Source organism: Actinomadura rubrobrunea NBRC 15275, from assembly GCF_001552235.1.
GTDB lineage: Bacteria > Actinomycetota > Actinomycetes > Streptosporangiales > Streptosporangiaceae > Spirillospora > Spirillospora viridilutea.
Genome location: NZ_BCQU01000084.1, coordinates 12,735 through 28,185, shown reverse-complemented (window position 1 = coordinate 28,185; position 15,451 = coordinate 12,735). Strand labels below are relative to the sequence as shown.

The 15,451-nt window shown below is 73.5% G+C and carries 13 protein-coding genes; 1 reads left to right on the top strand and 12 read right to left on the bottom strand.

Features of this window, described 5'->3' with window-relative positions; translation table 11 throughout:
- A partial coding sequence (locus tag AR3_RS22695) for a primosomal protein N' family DNA-binding protein (RefSeq protein ID WP_451916696.1) occupies positions 1-509 on the bottom strand: 509 nt, incomplete at its 3' end.
- Between the two features lie 178 nt (positions 510-687).
- On the opposite strand from AR3_RS22695, the gene AR3_RS22690 reads away from it, so the two are divergent.
- Positions 688-2,352, top strand: a complete 1,665-nt coding sequence (locus tag AR3_RS22690) for a DUF8823 domain-containing protein (RefSeq protein WP_227023012.1) — start codon at positions 688-690, stop codon at positions 2,350-2,352.
- A gap of 75 nt (positions 2,353-2,427) precedes the next feature.
- Here the strand turns inward: AR3_RS22690 and metK are convergent, their stop codons facing one another.
- From metK to AR3_RS22635, 11 genes are all read right to left on the bottom strand, one after another.
- The gene (metK, locus tag AR3_RS22685; protein ID WP_067916595.1) at positions 2,428-3,621 is read right to left on the bottom strand and encodes a methionine adenosyltransferase; all 1,194 of its coding nucleotides are present in this window, start codon (positions 3,619-3,621) and stop codon (positions 2,428-2,430) included.
- 210 nt (positions 3,622-3,831) lie between these two features.
- Positions 3,832-5,055, bottom strand: a complete 1,224-nt coding sequence (gene coaBC, locus AR3_RS22680) for a bifunctional phosphopantothenoylcysteine decarboxylase/phosphopantothenate--cysteine ligase CoaBC (protein WP_067916593.1) — start codon at positions 5,053-5,055, stop codon at positions 3,832-3,834.
- 25 nt (positions 5,056-5,080) lie between these two features.
- Entirely contained in the window at positions 5,081-5,335 is a 255-nt protein-coding gene (gene rpoZ / locus AR3_RS22675) for a DNA-directed RNA polymerase subunit omega (protein WP_067916592.1), read from the bottom strand.
- Between the two features lie 24 nt (positions 5,336-5,359).
- Positions 5,360-5,953, bottom strand: coding sequence for a guanylate kinase (gene gmk, locus AR3_RS22670; protein ID WP_067916599.1), 594 nt, complete (start codon positions 5,951-5,953; stop codon positions 5,360-5,362).
- Between the two features lie 130 nt (positions 5,954-6,083).
- The gene (gene mihF / locus AR3_RS22665; RefSeq protein WP_067916591.1) at positions 6,084-6,410 is read right to left on the bottom strand and encodes an integration host factor, actinobacterial type; all 327 of its coding nucleotides are present in this window, start codon (positions 6,408-6,410) and stop codon (positions 6,084-6,086) included.
- A gap of 531 nt (positions 6,411-6,941) precedes the next feature.
- A complete protein-coding gene (gene pyrF / locus AR3_RS22660; RefSeq protein WP_067916590.1) occupies positions 6,942-7,670 on the bottom strand; it encodes an orotidine-5'-phosphate decarboxylase in 729 nt (242 codons plus the stop codon).
- Complete coding sequence (locus tag AR3_RS22655; RefSeq protein WP_067916589.1) at positions 7,667-8,653, bottom strand: dihydroorotate dehydrogenase; 987 nt, start codon at positions 8,651-8,653, stop codon at positions 7,667-7,669. Before AR3_RS22655 ends, pyrF begins: the two co-directional genes overlap by 4 nt.
- Before the next feature lie 80 nt (positions 8,654-8,733).
- A complete protein-coding gene (locus AR3_RS22650; protein ID WP_067916587.1) occupies positions 8,734-9,630 on the bottom strand; it encodes a dihydroorotate dehydrogenase electron transfer subunit in 897 nt (298 codons plus the stop codon).
- 49 nt (positions 9,631-9,679) lie between these two features.
- Positions 9,680-13,021 (bottom strand): carbamoyl-phosphate synthase large subunit, encoded by a 3,342-nt coding sequence (gene carB / locus AR3_RS22645; RefSeq protein WP_067916585.1) that lies wholly within the window; start codon positions 13,019-13,021, stop codon positions 9,680-9,682.
- On the bottom strand, positions 13,021-14,142 hold the full coding sequence (gene carA / locus AR3_RS22640) for a glutamine-hydrolyzing carbamoyl-phosphate synthase small subunit (RefSeq protein WP_067916583.1): 1,122 nt from the start codon (positions 14,140-14,142) through the stop codon (positions 13,021-13,023). Before carA ends, carB begins: the two co-directional genes overlap by 1 nt.
- On the bottom strand, positions 14,139-15,428 hold the full coding sequence (locus AR3_RS22635; RefSeq protein WP_067916581.1) for a dihydroorotase: 1,290 nt from the start codon (positions 15,426-15,428) through the stop codon (positions 14,139-14,141). Before AR3_RS22635 ends, carA begins: the two co-directional genes overlap by 4 nt.
- Between the last annotated feature and the right edge of the window lie 23 nt (positions 15,429-15,451).

The following is a 15,451-nucleotide window of genomic DNA, read 5'->3' as shown; positions in this document are numbered from 1 at the left end:
CCCGCGGGGGCCGCGGGCGCGGCGGGCGGCGTCTCGGCCTCCACCCGGGCGTGCCGCGGAGGGATCGCCAGGCGCAGCACGTCGGCGAGCGTGCCCGCGTACCGGTCGGCGACCTCGCGGGCCAGCGCCGCCACCTGCGGGGTCAGCACCGGCTCCGGCGAGACGACCCGCTCCAGGTACGCCAGCCTGCCCTCGTGGGCGCTCTCGGCGACCCGTTCGAGCAGCAGCCCGTCCACCAGCTGGCCGGCGAACCGGACGCGCACCCGGCACCCGGGCACCGCCTGCTCGTCGAGCCGGGCGGGCACCAGGTAGTCGAACGGGCGGTCGAGATGGGCCAGCGGAACGTCGACGGCGACCCGCGCGACCGGAAGCGTGTCGGCGGGCGTCAGGGCGCCCTTCCGCGCGGCCGCCCTTCCGCGCTTGCCCGGGCGGGCGGGACGCTCGGCGGCCGCCCGGGGGACCTCGTCCAGCCCCGGGATCAGCCCCGCTCCGCCGTCGTCGTCGCGCACGCCCACCGTCCTACCAGATCGGGCCGACGCCGGATCGGGTCGACGCCGGATCAGGTCGACGCCGGATCAGGTCGACGCCGCGGCGGGCGCCGGGCGCGGCGGACGGTTTGTCACTCTCGCCGCATTCATTGGATCATTGCCCGATGTCCCAAGCGTTCCCTACGCCTCATATGTCGCGGTGACCACCGCGTCCGACCTCACCCGGCTCAGCGAGCGACCGCCGCGCCCGCGGCGGCTCCCCGCCTCCGCCCCGGCCGGGCGGTGGCGCCGCTGGGCGGACCCGCGCAACCCCGTCACCGCCGCCACGCTCCTGGCGGCGGCGCTGCACCTCGTCTGGGCGCTGTTCCTTGCGGCCGAGGGCGGCGACCTGGCGGCGCAGAACGCCTGGACCTACTTCGCCCGCCACCACCCCGACTCCCCCTACAGCCTGTTCTGGTACGGCGGCATGCACCCGCCCTCCTACAGCGTGCTGTCGCCGTACCTGATGGCCTGGGCGGGCATCCGCACCGTCGCCTGCATCACCGGCACGCTGTCGGCCACGCTGACCGCGTACCTGCTCGTCCGGTTCAAGGCGCCGCTGACGCTGCCCGCGGCGCTGTGGGCGGCGTTCTCGCTGTCGTGCAACGCCGCCGCCGGGCGGGTGACGTTCGGGCTCGGCCTGTTCGTCGCGCTGATCGCCGCCGTCGTGGCGTTCTCCCGGCGCGGCACCGCCCTGACCCGCGGCGCCGCGTTGACGGGCCTGACGGTGCTCACCACGCTCGCCAGCCCGGTGGCCGGCCTGTTCGTCATGGTGCTCGCCGCGGCCCTGTTCCTGACCGGACGGCGCCTCGACGGGTGCGCCCTGGCCGCCGGGCCGCCGCTGGTGGTGGGCGCCACCACGCTGCTGTTCCCGTTCAAGGGCGTGCAGCCGATCTCCTTCACCACCGTGGTGCTGCCGACGCTCGCCAGCGTCGTCGCGATCGTGCTGTGCGCCCCTCGCCGGTGGCGCACCGTCCGCGCGGGCGCCGCCGTCTACCTGGTCGGGATCGTGCTGACCTTCCTGATCCCCTCCCCCGTCGGCAGCAACGTGGAGCGGCTGGCGCTGATGTTCGGCGGCGTGCTGCTGCTGTGCGCCATGGCCGTCGTCCGCGACCGGCGCCGACTGGCCGTGCTGGGCGCCGCGTTCGCCGTCACCGCCGTGTGGCAGGTGGTCAAGCCCGTCGACGACCTGATCCACACCAGGCCCGCCATGGCGGCGGCCCGCCACTCGGACGAGCTGGTCGCCGAGCTGCTGCGGCGCGGCGCCGATCGCGGCCGGGTCGAGGTCGTCCCGCTGCGCTCGCACTGGGAGGCGTCCGGGCTCGGCCGCCGCGTGGTGCTCGCCCGCGGCTGGAACCGGCAGGTCGACGCCGACCGCAACGCGCTGTTCTACGACGGCACGCTCACCCCGGCCGCGTACCGCGCGTGGCTGCTGCGGTGGGGCGTGCGCTACGTCGTGCTGCCGGAGGTGGAGACCGACTGGTCCGCCGAGAGGGAGGCCGAGCTGATCCGCGAGGGCCAGCCCTGGCTGCGCGAGGTCTGGCGCGACGAGCACTGGCGGCTGTTCACCGTCGTCGACCCGCAGCCCCTGGCCGACCCGCCCGCCGCGGTCGTGCGCATCACCGCCGACCGCCTCGTGCTGGACGTCCCTCGGGGCGGGGCGTCGCCGCTCGTCCGGGTCTTCTGGTCGCCCTGGCTCGCCGTGCAGGGCCCCGACGGCGCCTGCCTGTCCCGCGACGGCGACTTCACCCGCCTCCACACCACGCGGCCCGGCCGCTACACCATCAGGGCCCGTTACCGGCTCCCCCGCGGCGCCGCCTGCTAGCGGCGCCCCGTGAACGCCGAAGGCCCTGCGGAGGGCGCCTCCGCAGGGCCTTCGCCGTCTGTCACACCGGGGAGGTCACAGGCCGGCGGCCGCGGCCAGCTCCTTGGCCCGGTCGGTGCGCTCCCAGGAGAAGTCGGGCTCGGGGCGGCCGAAGTGGCCGTAGGCGGCCGTCTGCTGGTAGATCGGCCGCAGCAGGTCCAGGTCGCGGACGATGGCGGCCGGACGCAGGTCGAACACCTCCAGGACGGCGGCCTGGATCTTGGTGACCGGCAGCTTCTCGGTGCCGAAGGTCTCCACGAACACGCCGACCGGGTGCGCCTTGCCGATGGCGTAGGCGACCTGCACCTCGGCGCGGTCGGCCAGGCCGGCGGCCACGATGTTCTTGGCCACCCAGCGCATGGCGTACGCGGCCGAGCGGTCCACCTTGGAGGGGTCCTTGCCGGAGAACGCGCCGCCGCCGTGCCGCGCCATGCCGCCGTAGGTGTCCACGATGATCTTGCGGCCGGTCAGCCCGGCGTCGCCCATCGGACCGCCGATCTCGAACCGGCCGGTGGGGTTGACCAGCAGCCGGTATCCGTCGGACTCCAGGTCGAACTCGGCCAGCACCGGGTCGACCACGTGCTCCTTGATGTCCGGGGTCAGCAGCGTCTTGAGGTCGATGTCCGGGGCGTGCTGGCTGGAGACGACCACGGTGTCCAGGCGCACCGCGCGGTCGCCCTCGTACTCGATGGTCACCTGCGTCTTGCCGTCCGGCCGCAGGTAGGGCACCACGCCCTGCTTGCGGACCTGCGCCAGCCGCTGCGCCAGCCGGTGCGCCAGGGTGATCGGCAGCGGCATCAGCTCGGGGGTCTCGTTGGTGGCGTAGCCGAACATCAGGCCCTGGTCGCCGGCGCCCTGCCGGTCGAGCTCGTCCGTGCCCTCGCCCTCGCGGGTCTCGTAGGCGTCGTCGACGCCCTGGGCGATGTCGGGCGACTGGGCGCCGATGGACACCGAAACGCCGCAGGAGTGGCCGTCGAAACCCTTCTTCGACGAGTCGTAGCCGATTTCCAGGATCTTCTCCCGGATCACGCCCGGGATGTCCACGTAGGTCTCGGTGGTCACCTCACCGGCGACATGCACCTGCCCCGTGGTGATCATGGTCTCGACGGCGACCCGGCTCTTCGGGTCGTCCTTGAGCATGGCGTCGAGAATCGCGTCGCTGATCTGGTCCGCGATCTTGTCCGGGTGCCCCTCGGTGACGGACTCGGAGGTGAACAGGCGGCGAGACACGTACGTGAACTCCTTGCAGCGGCTGCTGACTGATGTCGCAGAACGGATTGTGGACTCGGCGGGACACGGGTCCCGCACCGTGGCGACGACCGTGTCCGAGGAAGTCTAGCGACAATGATTCCTCGCCACGGTACGACGACACCACCGAACAAATGCCTAATCCGGCCACGGATGGCAAGATCAGGCCATACGGAACGCGCCCCGAGGCGATCAAGGGGTGGCCGGGCGCGGTTCGAGCCGCTCGACCACCAGGTCCCACACCACGTCGGCCAGATCCTCCTTCGGGCCGCGCGGCACCGGGGTCTCGGCGCCGTCGGCCGTCAGGACGACCGCGGCGTTGTCCGGGCGCCCGAACGCCAGGTCGGCGCCGACCTCGTTGACCACCAGCAGGTCGCAGCCCTTGCGGGCGAGCTTCTCGCGGCCCGCGGCCAGCACGTCGTCGGTCTCGGCGGCGAACCCCACGACCACCTGGTCGCCGCGCGGCCGGGCGCTCAGCTCGGCCAGGATGTCGGGATTCTTGACCAGCGCGATCGGCTCGGGCTCCGCCCCCGGCACCTTCTTGATCTTGGAGTCGCGGTAGTCGGCGGGGCGGAAGTCGGCGACGGCGGCCGCCATGACGACCGCGTCGGCGTCCGCGGCGGCCTCCAGCACCGCCGCGCGCATCTGCGCGGCCGACTCCACGCGCACCACGCGCGCCCCCGCCGGATCGGGCAGGGCGACGTTCGCCGCGACCACGGTCACCCGGGCGCCGCGCGCCACGGCCGTGCGGGCCAGGGCGTACCCCTGCAGGCCGGAGGAGCGGTTGCCGATGAACCGCACCGGGTCGATCGCCTCGCGCGTCCCGCCCGCCGAGATCACCACGTGCCGGCCCGCGAGGTCGGGCGCCCTCCGACCGCGTCTCAGCGCCCGCCGGGCCACCTCGAACAGCTCGGCCGGCTCGGGCAGCCGCCCCGGCCCGGTGTCGGCGCCGGTCAGCCGTCCCGTCGCGGGCTCCACCACGATCGCGCCGCGGGAGCGCAGCAGGGCCACGTTGTCCTGGGTCGCCGGATGCTCCCACATCTCGGTGTGCATGGCGGGCGCGAACACCACCGGGCACCGCGCGGTCAGCAGGGTGGCGGTGAGCAGGTCGTCGGCCCGGCCGTGCGCGGCCCGCGCGAGCAGGTCGGCGGTGGCCGGGGCGACGAAGACCAGGTCCGCCTCCTTGCCCAGGCGGACGTGCGCCACCTGGTCGACGTCGTCCCACACCTGGGACGACACCGGGTGGCCCGACAGCGCCTCCCAGGTCGCGGCGCCGACGAAGCGCAACGCGTCGGCGGTCGGCACCACGCGCACGTCGTGTCCGGACTCCGTGAGCCGCCGCAGCAGCTCGCACGCCTTGTACGCGGCGATGCCGGCGCCGACGCCGAGCACGACGCGCGGCCTGGGATCGGTCATGGCTCGGTTGTGCGGTCCGGGCGTCTCAGCCGTCGATCGGCTCGGCGTGCAGCAGGCCCTCGCGCACCTCGCGCAGCGCGATCGAGAGCGGCTTCTCCTGCACCTGGGTCTCCACGAGCGGGCCCACGTACTCCAGCAGGCCCTCGCCGAGCTGCGCGTAGTAGGCGTTGATCTGCCGGGCGCGCTTGGCGGCGATCGTGACCAGGCCGTACTTGGTGTCGACGACCTCGAGGAGCTCGTCGATCGACGGGTTGGTGATGCCCTCGGAACTGGCTGCCACTCTGTGGCCTTCCCCTAGACGTGGCTATGGACGAACGGCCATCAAGGTTAGCAGTTCGCGGCACACGTCCTGGACGGACGTGTTGACCAGCGTCACGTCGAACTCCTTCTCGGCGGCCAGTTCCACCCGCGCCGCCGCCAGCCGCCGCTCGATCACGTCCGCGGGCTCGGTGCCGCGGCCGACCAGGCGGCGGACCAGCTCTTCCCACGAGGGCGGCGCCAGGAACACCAGCAGCGACTCGGGCATCGCCTGCCGGACCTGGCGCGCCCCCTGCAGATCGATCTCCAGCAGCACGGGCTGCCCGGCGGCCAGCCGTTCCTCGACCGGACGCCTCGGGGTGCCGTAGCGGTTGCCCGCGAACTCGGCCCATTCGAGCAGCTCCCCTTCGGCGACGAGCCGGTCGAAGCCGGCGTCGTCGACGAAGTAGTACTGCACCCCGTGGGTCTCACCCGGCCGGGGCGGCCGGGTGGTCACCGAGACCGACAGCCACACCTCGGGATGGGCCCGCCGGATCTCGGCGACGACCGTGCTCTTGCCGACGCCCGACGGCCCGGACAGGACCGTCAGCCGCCGCGGCCTGGAGCCCTGCGACGAGGGAGAGTCGCCCGGCGCAGCGATGGGTGCGCCGGGGCCGGGCGGGATGGAGCCGGAGTCGGACGCGCCGCCGGACGTGCCGGGGGGCCTGCCGTCGGACGCGCCGGACCCGGCCGCGACGGTCGCGCCGTCGCGCCCGCCCGCGCGTCGCTCGTCAGCGGTTTCCACCGCCGCCGAACTCACGCTCCAGGGAGGCGCGCTGGTTGGCGCCGAGACCCCGCACGCGGCGGGACTCGGCGATGCCCAGGCGCTCCATGATCTGCTTCGCACGGACCTTGCCCACGCCGGGCAGGGACTCGAGGAGGGCCGACACCTTCATCTTCCCGATGACGTCGTCGGTCTGCCCCTCCTTGAGGACCTCGGCAAGCGAGATTCCCCCGTGCTTCAGCTTGTTCTTGACCTCGGCCCGCTCCTTGCGGGCCTTGGCAGCCTTCTCCAGGGCTGCGGCGCGCTGTTCGGGGGTTAGGGGCGGAAGAGCCACGCCGGGTCACCTCAGGTTTCACTCGACGGAGTCGGACGGGTTGGGAAACTAGCGAGTTCACGCCCTATAAAGCAACGTGAAGTGCCGTTTGGCCCGCCACAAAATCACGAAAATCACTCCCTGAGGCGTCCTGAATACGGAGTGTACACACTCGGAGCCTCCCTCCGCGCCACCCCCGCCCCATCAGCGGCTTTCGCAAGATCGTCAAAAATCCCCCGACAACGCCCCATTTGTGTCACTTGTCACCCTGATCGCTAGGGCTTTCGAACTAGCCACGCGCCGACGGCCGCGTTTCCGGCGGACGACGAAGACTCTCTCAGGTGATCCGTGTCACATTTTCCTGCGGTCCGCCGTTTCCCGGAAAACAGGCCGACAGAAGTGACCGCAATCACTCGCCCGAAATGTCCAAAAACTCCCTGGGCAGGCAATCGAGTGGGACGTCCACGCGCCGGCGGACCCCGCCGGCCCCGCGTCCCGTTCAGGGGTCGGATCGCGGCGTCGGACGTTCTCGGGACGCTCGAGGGGGCCCGTTCAGGACCCCGCCGAAGCGGCGGGCCCCCCGGCGGGAGTGCGGCGCAGCGCCGCGGCGATGTCCGCGGCGGCCGTCCCGGGATCGGCGGCGCCCGTGATGGGCCGTCCGATCACCAGCAGGTCGGCCCCCGCCGCCAGCGCCTCCTCGGGCGTGGCGACGCGCGCCTGGTCCTGCGCGGCGGCCCCCGCGGGCCGCACACCAGGCGTGATGAGGGTGACGCCGGGCCCGACCTCCGCGCGCACCGCAGCGGCCTCCTGAGGGGAGCAGACGAGCGCCTGAGCGCCCGCCTCCACCGCGAGAGCGGCCAGCCGCCGTACGGCGTCGTGCGCGGGCCCCTCCAGGCCGATGCGGGCCAGATCCTCCTCGCGCAGGGACGTGAGCACCGTCACCGCCGCGATCCTGGCGCCCGGCGCGGCGTCCACGGCGGCGCGGATCATGGCCGGGCCGCCCGCGGCGTGCACCGTGAGGAACGCCGGCTCGAGCCGTGCCACCGAGCGCGCCGCCCCCGCGACCGTGGCGGGGATGTCGTGCAGCTTCAGGTCCAGGAACACCTGAGCGCCGCCCGCCTCCCGCACGCGGGCGACCGCGTCCGGCCCGTACCGCAGGTACAGCTCGAGGCCCACCTTGACGGTGCTGACATGCGGAGCGACCAGGCCGGCCCACCGAGCGGCCGTCTCCAGGTCGGGGGCGTCCAGCGCCACGGCGATGGGGGCGGGGGCAGCGGTCACGGCAGATTCTCCTTCGTCTCCCCGGGCACGGGCTCCTCGGGGCGGACCTGGGGCGGGACGTACCCGGCGGGCTTGTGGGCCAGCCCCACGGCGTCCGCCAGCGTGAGGCGGCGCGCCGCCAAGGCGTCCTCCAGCTCGCGCAGGATGCGCGTGCCCGCGGACGGGTCGTGGAACAAGGTGGTGCCCACCGCGACCGCCGAGGCCCCGGCCAGCACGAACTCCAGCGCGTCCAGCCCGGTGGCCACGCCCCCCACGCCGATGATGGGCGTGGTGGGCAGCGCGGCGTGCACCTGGTAGACGCAGCGCACGGCCACGGGCCGCACGGCCGGCCCGGACAGGCCGCCCGACACGCCCGCCAGCGCGGGACGCAGCGTGTCGGTGTCGATGGCCATGCCGACCATCGTGTTGATCAGGGTCAGCGCGTCGGCCCCCGCGTCCACGCAGGCCAGCGCGATGGTGACGATGTCGGTGACGTCCGGCGCGAGCTTGGCGATCACCGGCACCCGGCTGTTGGCGCGCACCGCCCGCACCACGGCGGCCGACGCGCGCGGATGCCAGGCGAACATCCGGCCGCGGTCCTCGACGTTGGGGCAGGCCACGTTCACCTCGATCGCCGCGACGCCGGGCACGCCGCGCAGCCGCCGGGCCAGCTCGCCGAACTCCTCGACGGTGTTGCCCGCCAGCGACACGATCGTCCGCACGCCCTGCTCGGTCAGCCACGGCAGGTCCCGTTCGAGGAACGTGTCGATGCCCGGGCCCGGCAGGCCCATGGCGGTCAGCAGCCCGGCCGGCGTCTCGACCATCCGCGGCGTGGGCCGCCCCGCCCGCGGCTGCGCCATCACCGACGTCGTCACGAACGCGCCCAGCCGCGACAGGTCGGTGAACTGCGCCAGCTCCCGTCCCGTCCCGCCGCAGCCGGACGCCGTCAGGATGGGATTCGGCAGCTCCAGATCCCCCAGCCGCGTCCGCATCCTGTCCGACATCCTGTCCGACATCCTGTCCGACGCCTTCCCCGCGCCTCGCTGGTCGCTCCAGGCGCCGCCGCGCCTTTCCGGCTCCCTTGTCACTGGGCCTCCTCGCGCGCGCGGTCGGCGACGTGCAGGACGCGGGGGGCGCCCAAGGCGTCGAACGGGATGGTGCCCAGGTCGCCCCAGCGGACCCGGTCGCCGCGCAGCACCGGGCCCTCGGCGCAGGCGCGCACCATGCGGGTCACGCCGTCATCCCCGTGGAACGGCAGCACGCACGTCATGCACACGCCGATGCCGCACGCCCCGGTCTCCTGCAGGAACTCCTCCACCGACACCTGGGACGGCACGCCGAAGTCCGCGGCGATGCGCGCCACCGTGCGCAGCAGGGACGTGGGTCCGCAGCCGTAGACGACGTCGGAGCCGGTCTCCTCCAGCACGCGGGGCAGCGCCTCGCGCAGCGTGGCCTTCTCCCCCAGCGAGCCGTCCTCGGTGACGACGGTGGCGCTGTCGCCGATGCGCTGCGCCATCCGCGACCCGAACACCTGCCGCGACGTGGCCCCCGCCAGCACGAAGTGCACCTGGCAGCCGCGCCGGCGCAGCGTGTCGGCCAGCGCGAACAGCCCGGCCGCGCCCGGCCCGCCGCCCACCAGCAGGCAGCCGACCGGGTCGCGGGGCAGCCGGAACGGGCGGCCGAGCGGCCCCACCACGTCGAGCCGGTCGCGCGAGCGCAGCCCGGCCAGCCAGCGGGTGCCCGGCTCGCGGACGGCGAACACCATCTCCACCGTCCCGCCGTAGTCGGACTTGACCTCGTGCACGGCCAGGCACCGGCGCACGAGCCGGCTCGTGTGCTCGCCGCCCACCGCGAGCGCCACGAACTGCCCCGGCCGGAACCGCTCCGCGACCCCGGGGGCCACCGCCGTCAGCGCGTGGTAGTCGCCCACCTGGCGGACCGTCAAAACGGTTGCCGACGTCTGCACCGGTGTGTCGGACACCCGTCTCCCTCTCGTCGTCGTCGGGCCGCACGGCCTGGGCGCCCTCCCGTCAGGCGGGTCCCGCGCCGTGCGCGCCGCGCAGGCGCTCGGCGTGCTCCTGCAGAGAGCGCACGCCGACCTGACCGCCGACGATGGCCTCGATGCCCTGCACGGCCGCGGCCAGTCCCTGCACCGTGGTCACGCACGGCACGCCGCGCAGCACGGCCGCGGTACGGATCTCGTAGCCGTCGAGCCGGGGCCCGGACTGTCCGGGGCTGCCGAAGGGAGTATTGACGATGAGGTCCACCTCGCCGTCGAGGACGCGCCGCACGATGGTGGGCTCGCCGTCGGGTCCCGGGCCGTCGCTGTGCTTGCGCACGATCTTGGCATGCACGCCGTTGCGGCGCAGGACCTGCGCGGTCCCCTCCGTGGCAAGAATCTCAAAGCCGAGGTCAGCAAGGCGCTTGACGGGGAAGATCATGTGCCGCTTGTCCCGGTTGGCCACCGACACGAACGCCCGGCCCTTGGTCGGCAGGGACGCGCCGTAGGCGGCCTGCTGGGACTTGGCGTAGGCGGTGCCGAACCCCTCGTCGATGCCCATGACCTCGCCGGTGGAGCGCATCTCGGGGCCCAGCACGGTGTCCACGCCCTGCCCCTCGGGGGTGCGGAACCGGTTGAACGGCAGCACCGCCTCCTTGACCGCGATCGGCGCGTCCAGCGGCAGCGACCCGCCGTCGCCCGACTCCGGCAGCAGCCCCTCGCGGCGCAGCTCGGCGATGGAGGCGCCGAGCATGACGCGGGCGGCGGCCTTGGCCAGCGGCACCGCCGTCGCCTTGGACACGAACGGCACGGTGCGGGAGGCGCGCGGGTTGGCCTCCAGCACGTACAGCACGCCGGCCGCCAGGGCGTACTGGACGTTGATCAGGCCGCGCACGCCGATGCCGCGGGCGAGGGCCTCGGTGGCCTCCCGGATGCGGCGCAGGTCGTCGTGGCCGAGGGTGATCGGCGGCAGCGCGCACGCCGAGTCGCCGGAGTGGATGCCGGCCTCCTCGATGTGCTCCATGACGCCGCCGAGGTACAGCTCCTCGCCGTCGAACAGCGCGTCCACGTCGACCTCGATGGCCTCGTCGAGGAACCGGTCGACGAGCACCGGGTGCTCCAGCAGGCCGCCCCGGCTCTGCATCTCCAGGTACGACTCCAGCGTGGCGTCGTCGTAGACGATCTCCATGCCGCGGCCGCCCAGCACGTACGAGGGCCGCACCAGCACCGGGTAGCCGATCTCGTGGGCGATCTCGCGGGCCTCCTCGAAGGAGGTGGCGGTGCCGTGCTTGGGCGCGATCAGCCCGGCGCGCTGCAGCACCCGGCCGAACGCCCCGCGGTCCTCGGCCAGGTGGATGCTCTCCGGCGAGGTCCCGACGATCGGCACCCCCGCGTCCTTCAGCTGCTGCGCCAGCCGCAGCGGGGTCTGCCCGCCGAACTGGACGATCACCCCGGCGACCTCGCCGGTCTTCTGCTCGGCGTGCACCACCTCCAGCACGTCCTCCAGCGTCAGCGGCTCGAAGTACAGCCGGTGGGAGGTGTCGTAGTCGGTGGAGACGGTCTCCGGGTTGCAGTTGACCATGACGGTCTCGTAGCCCGCCTCGGCGAGCGTGAACGAGGCGTGCACGCAGGAGTAGTCGAACTCGACGCCCTGCCCGATGCGGTTCGGCCCGGAGCCCAGGATGATGACCTTGGGCCTGGTGCCGGGCGGCACCTCGGTCTCCTCGTCGTAGGAGGAGTACAGGTAGGGGGTGCGGGCGGCGAACTCGGCGGCGCAGGTGTCGACGGTCAGGTAGACGGGGCGGACGCCGAGGGCGTGCCGCAGCTCCCGCACCACCTCCTCCGACAGGCCGCGCAGCTCGCCGATCTGGGCGTCGGAGAAGCCGTGCCGCTTGGCCCGCAGCAGCTTGTCGCGGGTCAGCGCGTCCTCGGCGGTGCGGATCTCCTCGGCCACCTCGTTGATCGCGGCGATCTGGTCCAGGAACCACGGGTCGATGCCGGTGGCCTCGTGCAGCCGCTCGACCGACGCGCCCGCCCACAGGGCCCGCTGGACCGCGTGCAGCCGCCCGTCGTGCGCCCGGCTCGCCTTGCGCACCCACTCCTCGGGGTCGCCGCGCTCCCCGGCCCAGGAGAACGACGAGCCCTTCTGCTCCAGCGACCGCATCGCCTTCTGCAGCGCCTCGGTGAAGCAGCGGCCGATCGCCATGGCCTCGCCGACCGACTTCATGTGGGTGGTGAGGGCCTGATCGGCGCCGGGGAACTTCTCGAACGCGAACCGCGGCACCTTGACCACCACGTAGTCGAGGGTCGGCTCGAACGAGGCGGGGGTCTCGGCGGTGATGTCGTTGGGGATCTCGTCGAGGGTGTAGCCGATGGCCAGCCGCGCGGCGATCTTGGCGATGGGGAAGCCGGTGGCCTTGGACGCCAGCGCCGACGACCGCGACACCCGCGGGTTCATCTCGATGACGACCATGCGCCCGGTCTCCGGGTGCACGGCGAACTGGATGTTGCAGCCGCCGGTGTCCACCCCGACCTCGCGGATCACCGCGATCGCCACGTCCCGCATGTTCTGGTACTCGCGGTCGGTGAGCGTCATGGCGGGCGCCACGGTGATCGAGTCGCCGGTGTGCACGCCCATCGGGTCCAGGTTCTCGATGGAGCACACGATGACGACGTTGTCGGCGGCGTCCCGCATCACCTCCAGCTCGTACTCCTTCCAGCCGAGGATCGACTCCTCCAGGAGCACCTCGCTGGTCGGGGACGCGGCCAGCCCGGCGCCGGCGATGCGGCGCAGGTCGTCCTCGTCGTGGGCCATGCCGGACCCGGCGCCGCCCATGGTGAACGACGGCCGCACCACCAGCGGGTAGCCGAGCTCGGCCGCGGCGGCCAGGCACTCGTCCATGGTGTGGCAGATGACCGAGCGGGCCGACTCGGCGTTCAGCCCGTGCTCGCGGGCGACCTTGTCGACGACGGCCTTGAACCGCTCCCGGTTCTCGCCCGCCTGGATCGCCTCCACGTCCGCGCCGATCAGCTCGACCCCGTACCGCTCGAGCACGCCCGACTCGTGCAGCGCCATGGCGGTGTTGAGCGCGGTCTGCCCGCCCAGGGTGGGCAGCAGCGCGTCCGGCCGCTCCTTGGCGATGATCTTCTCGACCACCTCGGGAGTGATCGGCTCGACGTAGGTGGCGTCGGCGAACTCCGGGTCGGTCATGATCGTGGCGGGGTTGCTGTTGACCAGCACCACCCGCAGGCCCTCGGCCTTGAGCACCCGGCACGCCTGGGTGCCGGAGTAGTCGAACTCGCACGCCTGGCCGATCACGATCGGCCCGGAGCCGATCACCAGGACGGAGGTCAGGTCGGTCCGCCGCGGCATCAGCGGGCACCCCCCATCAGCTCGCAGAAGCGGTCGAACAGGCCGGTGGCGTCGTGCGGTCCCGCCGCCGCCTCCGGGTGGTACTGGACGCTGAACGCCGGGTAGTCGAGCAGCCGCAGGCCCTCGACGCAGCCGTCGTTGAGGTTGACGTGGCTGACCTCGCCGCGCCCGTACGGGGTGTCGAACGGGCCGTCGGTCGGCGCGTCCACGGCGAATCCGTGGTTGTGCGCGGAGATGTCCACCTTCCCCGTCCTGACGTCCCGCACGGGCTGGTTGACGCCCCGGTGCCCGAACCGCAGCTTGTAGGTGCCGAGGCCCAGGGCCCGACCGAAGATCTGGTTGCCGAAGCAGATGCCGAAGAACGGCTTGCCCGCGTCCAGCACGCCGCGCAGCGCCTCCACGGCGTAGTCGGCGGCGGCCGGGTCGCCCGGGCCGTTGCTGAAGAACACGCCGTCCGGGTCGAGCGCCAGGATGTCCTCGGCGGTGCTCGCCGCGGGCAGCACGTGCACCTCGCAGCCGCGCTGCGCCATCCGGTACGGCGTCATCGCCTTGATGCCCAGGTCGACGGCCGCCACGGTGAACCGCTTCTCGCCGTGCGCCGCCACCACGTACGGCTCGGGGGTGGACACCTCGCGGGCCAGGTCGGCGCCGACCATGGAGGGGCCGGCCAGCACCTTGTCCAGCAGCTCGCGCTCGGGCGCGAGGGCCGCGTCGCCGCTGAAGACGCCGGCGCGCATGGCGCCCTTGTCGCGCAGGTGGCGGGTGAGGGCGCGGGTCCCCGGCATGGCGATGCCGACCACGCCCTGCGCGCGCAGCGCCTCCTCCAGCGACCCGGTGGCGCGCCAGTTGGACGCCAGGCGGGCGGGCTCGCGCACCACGTACCCGGCGACCTGGATGCGGCCCGACTCGGGGTCCTCGCCGTTGACGCCGGTGTTGCCGATGTGCGGGGCGGTCATCGCCACGATCTGCCGGGCGTACGACGGGTCGGTGAGCGTCTCCTGGTACCCGGTCATCCCGGTGTTGAAGACCATCTCGCCGAAGGTCTCGCCGAGCGCCCCGAACGCCTCCCCGCGGAACGTCTTGCCGTCTTCCAGAACCAGCACTGCGGGGGGTGGGGTCACTGCAGCTTCCCTTCCAGAACGGTCGGCCGTCCGCGCAGGAAGGTGGCGACGACGCATCCGGGCAGCTCCAGCCCCGCGAAGGGGGTGTTGCGGCTCTTGGACGTCATCGCCGTGGGGTCCACCGGGCGGCGCGGCGCCGGGTCGTACAGCGTGATGTTGGCGGGGGAACCGGCGGCCAGCGGGCGGCCCTGCCCGGTGAGGCGGCCGATGCGCGCGGGGCGGACCGACATGCGGTCGGCCACCCCGGCCCAGTCGAGCAGCCCGGTGTCGACCATGGCCTCCTGGACGACCGACAGCGCCGTCTCCAGGCCGATCATGCCCATGGCGGCCTCGGCCCACTCGGTCTCCTTGGCCTCCACGGGGTGCGGGGCGTGGTCGGTGGCCACGCAGTCGATGGTCCCGTCGGCCAGCGCCCGCCGCAGCGCGGCCACGTCCTCGGCGGTGCGCAGCGGCGGGTTCACCTTGTAGACGGGGTCGTAGGTCTCGGCGCGGGTGTCGTCCAGCAGCAGGTGGTGCGGGGTGACCTCGGCGGTGACCCGGCAGCCGCGGCTCTTGGCCCACCGGATGATCTCGACCGACCCGGCGGTGGACACGTGGCACACGTGCACCCGCGAGCCCACGTGCTCGGCCAGCAGCACGTCCCGGGCGACGATCGCCTCCTCGGCCACCGCGGGCCAGCCGGGCAGCCCGAGCCGGGCGGACACCTCGCCCTCGTTCATCTGGGCGCCCTCGGTCAGCCGCGGCTCCTGGGCGTGCTGGGCGATCACGCCGTCGAACGCCTTGACGTACTCCAGCGCCCGCCGCATGATCACCGCGTCGGACACGCAGTGCCCGTCGTCGGAGAACACCCGCACCCGGGCGGCCGAGTCCGCCATGGCGCCCAGCTCGGCCAGCTGCTCGCCGGCGATGCCGCGGGTGACCGCGCCGACCGGCTGCACGTCGCAGTAGCCGGCCTCGCGGCCGAGGCGCCACACCTGCTCCACCACGCCCGCGGTGTCGGCCACGGGGTCGGTGTTGGCCATCGCGTGCACGGCGGTGTACCCGCCCATCGCGGCGGCCTTCGTGCCGGACTCGACGGTCTCGGCGTCCTCGCGGCCCGGCTCGCGCAGGTGCGTGTGCAGGTCCACCAGGCCGGGCAGGGCGATCAGCCCGTCGGCCCGGACGACCTGCGCGCCGGCCGCGTCCAGCCCCCGCCCCACTTCGACGATCATGCCGTCCCGGACGAGGATGTCGGCGGGCTCCCCGCCCAGGATCCGCGCGTCCTTGATGAGAACCGTCGACGTCACCGTGCTCCCCCGCTCGTCTCGGC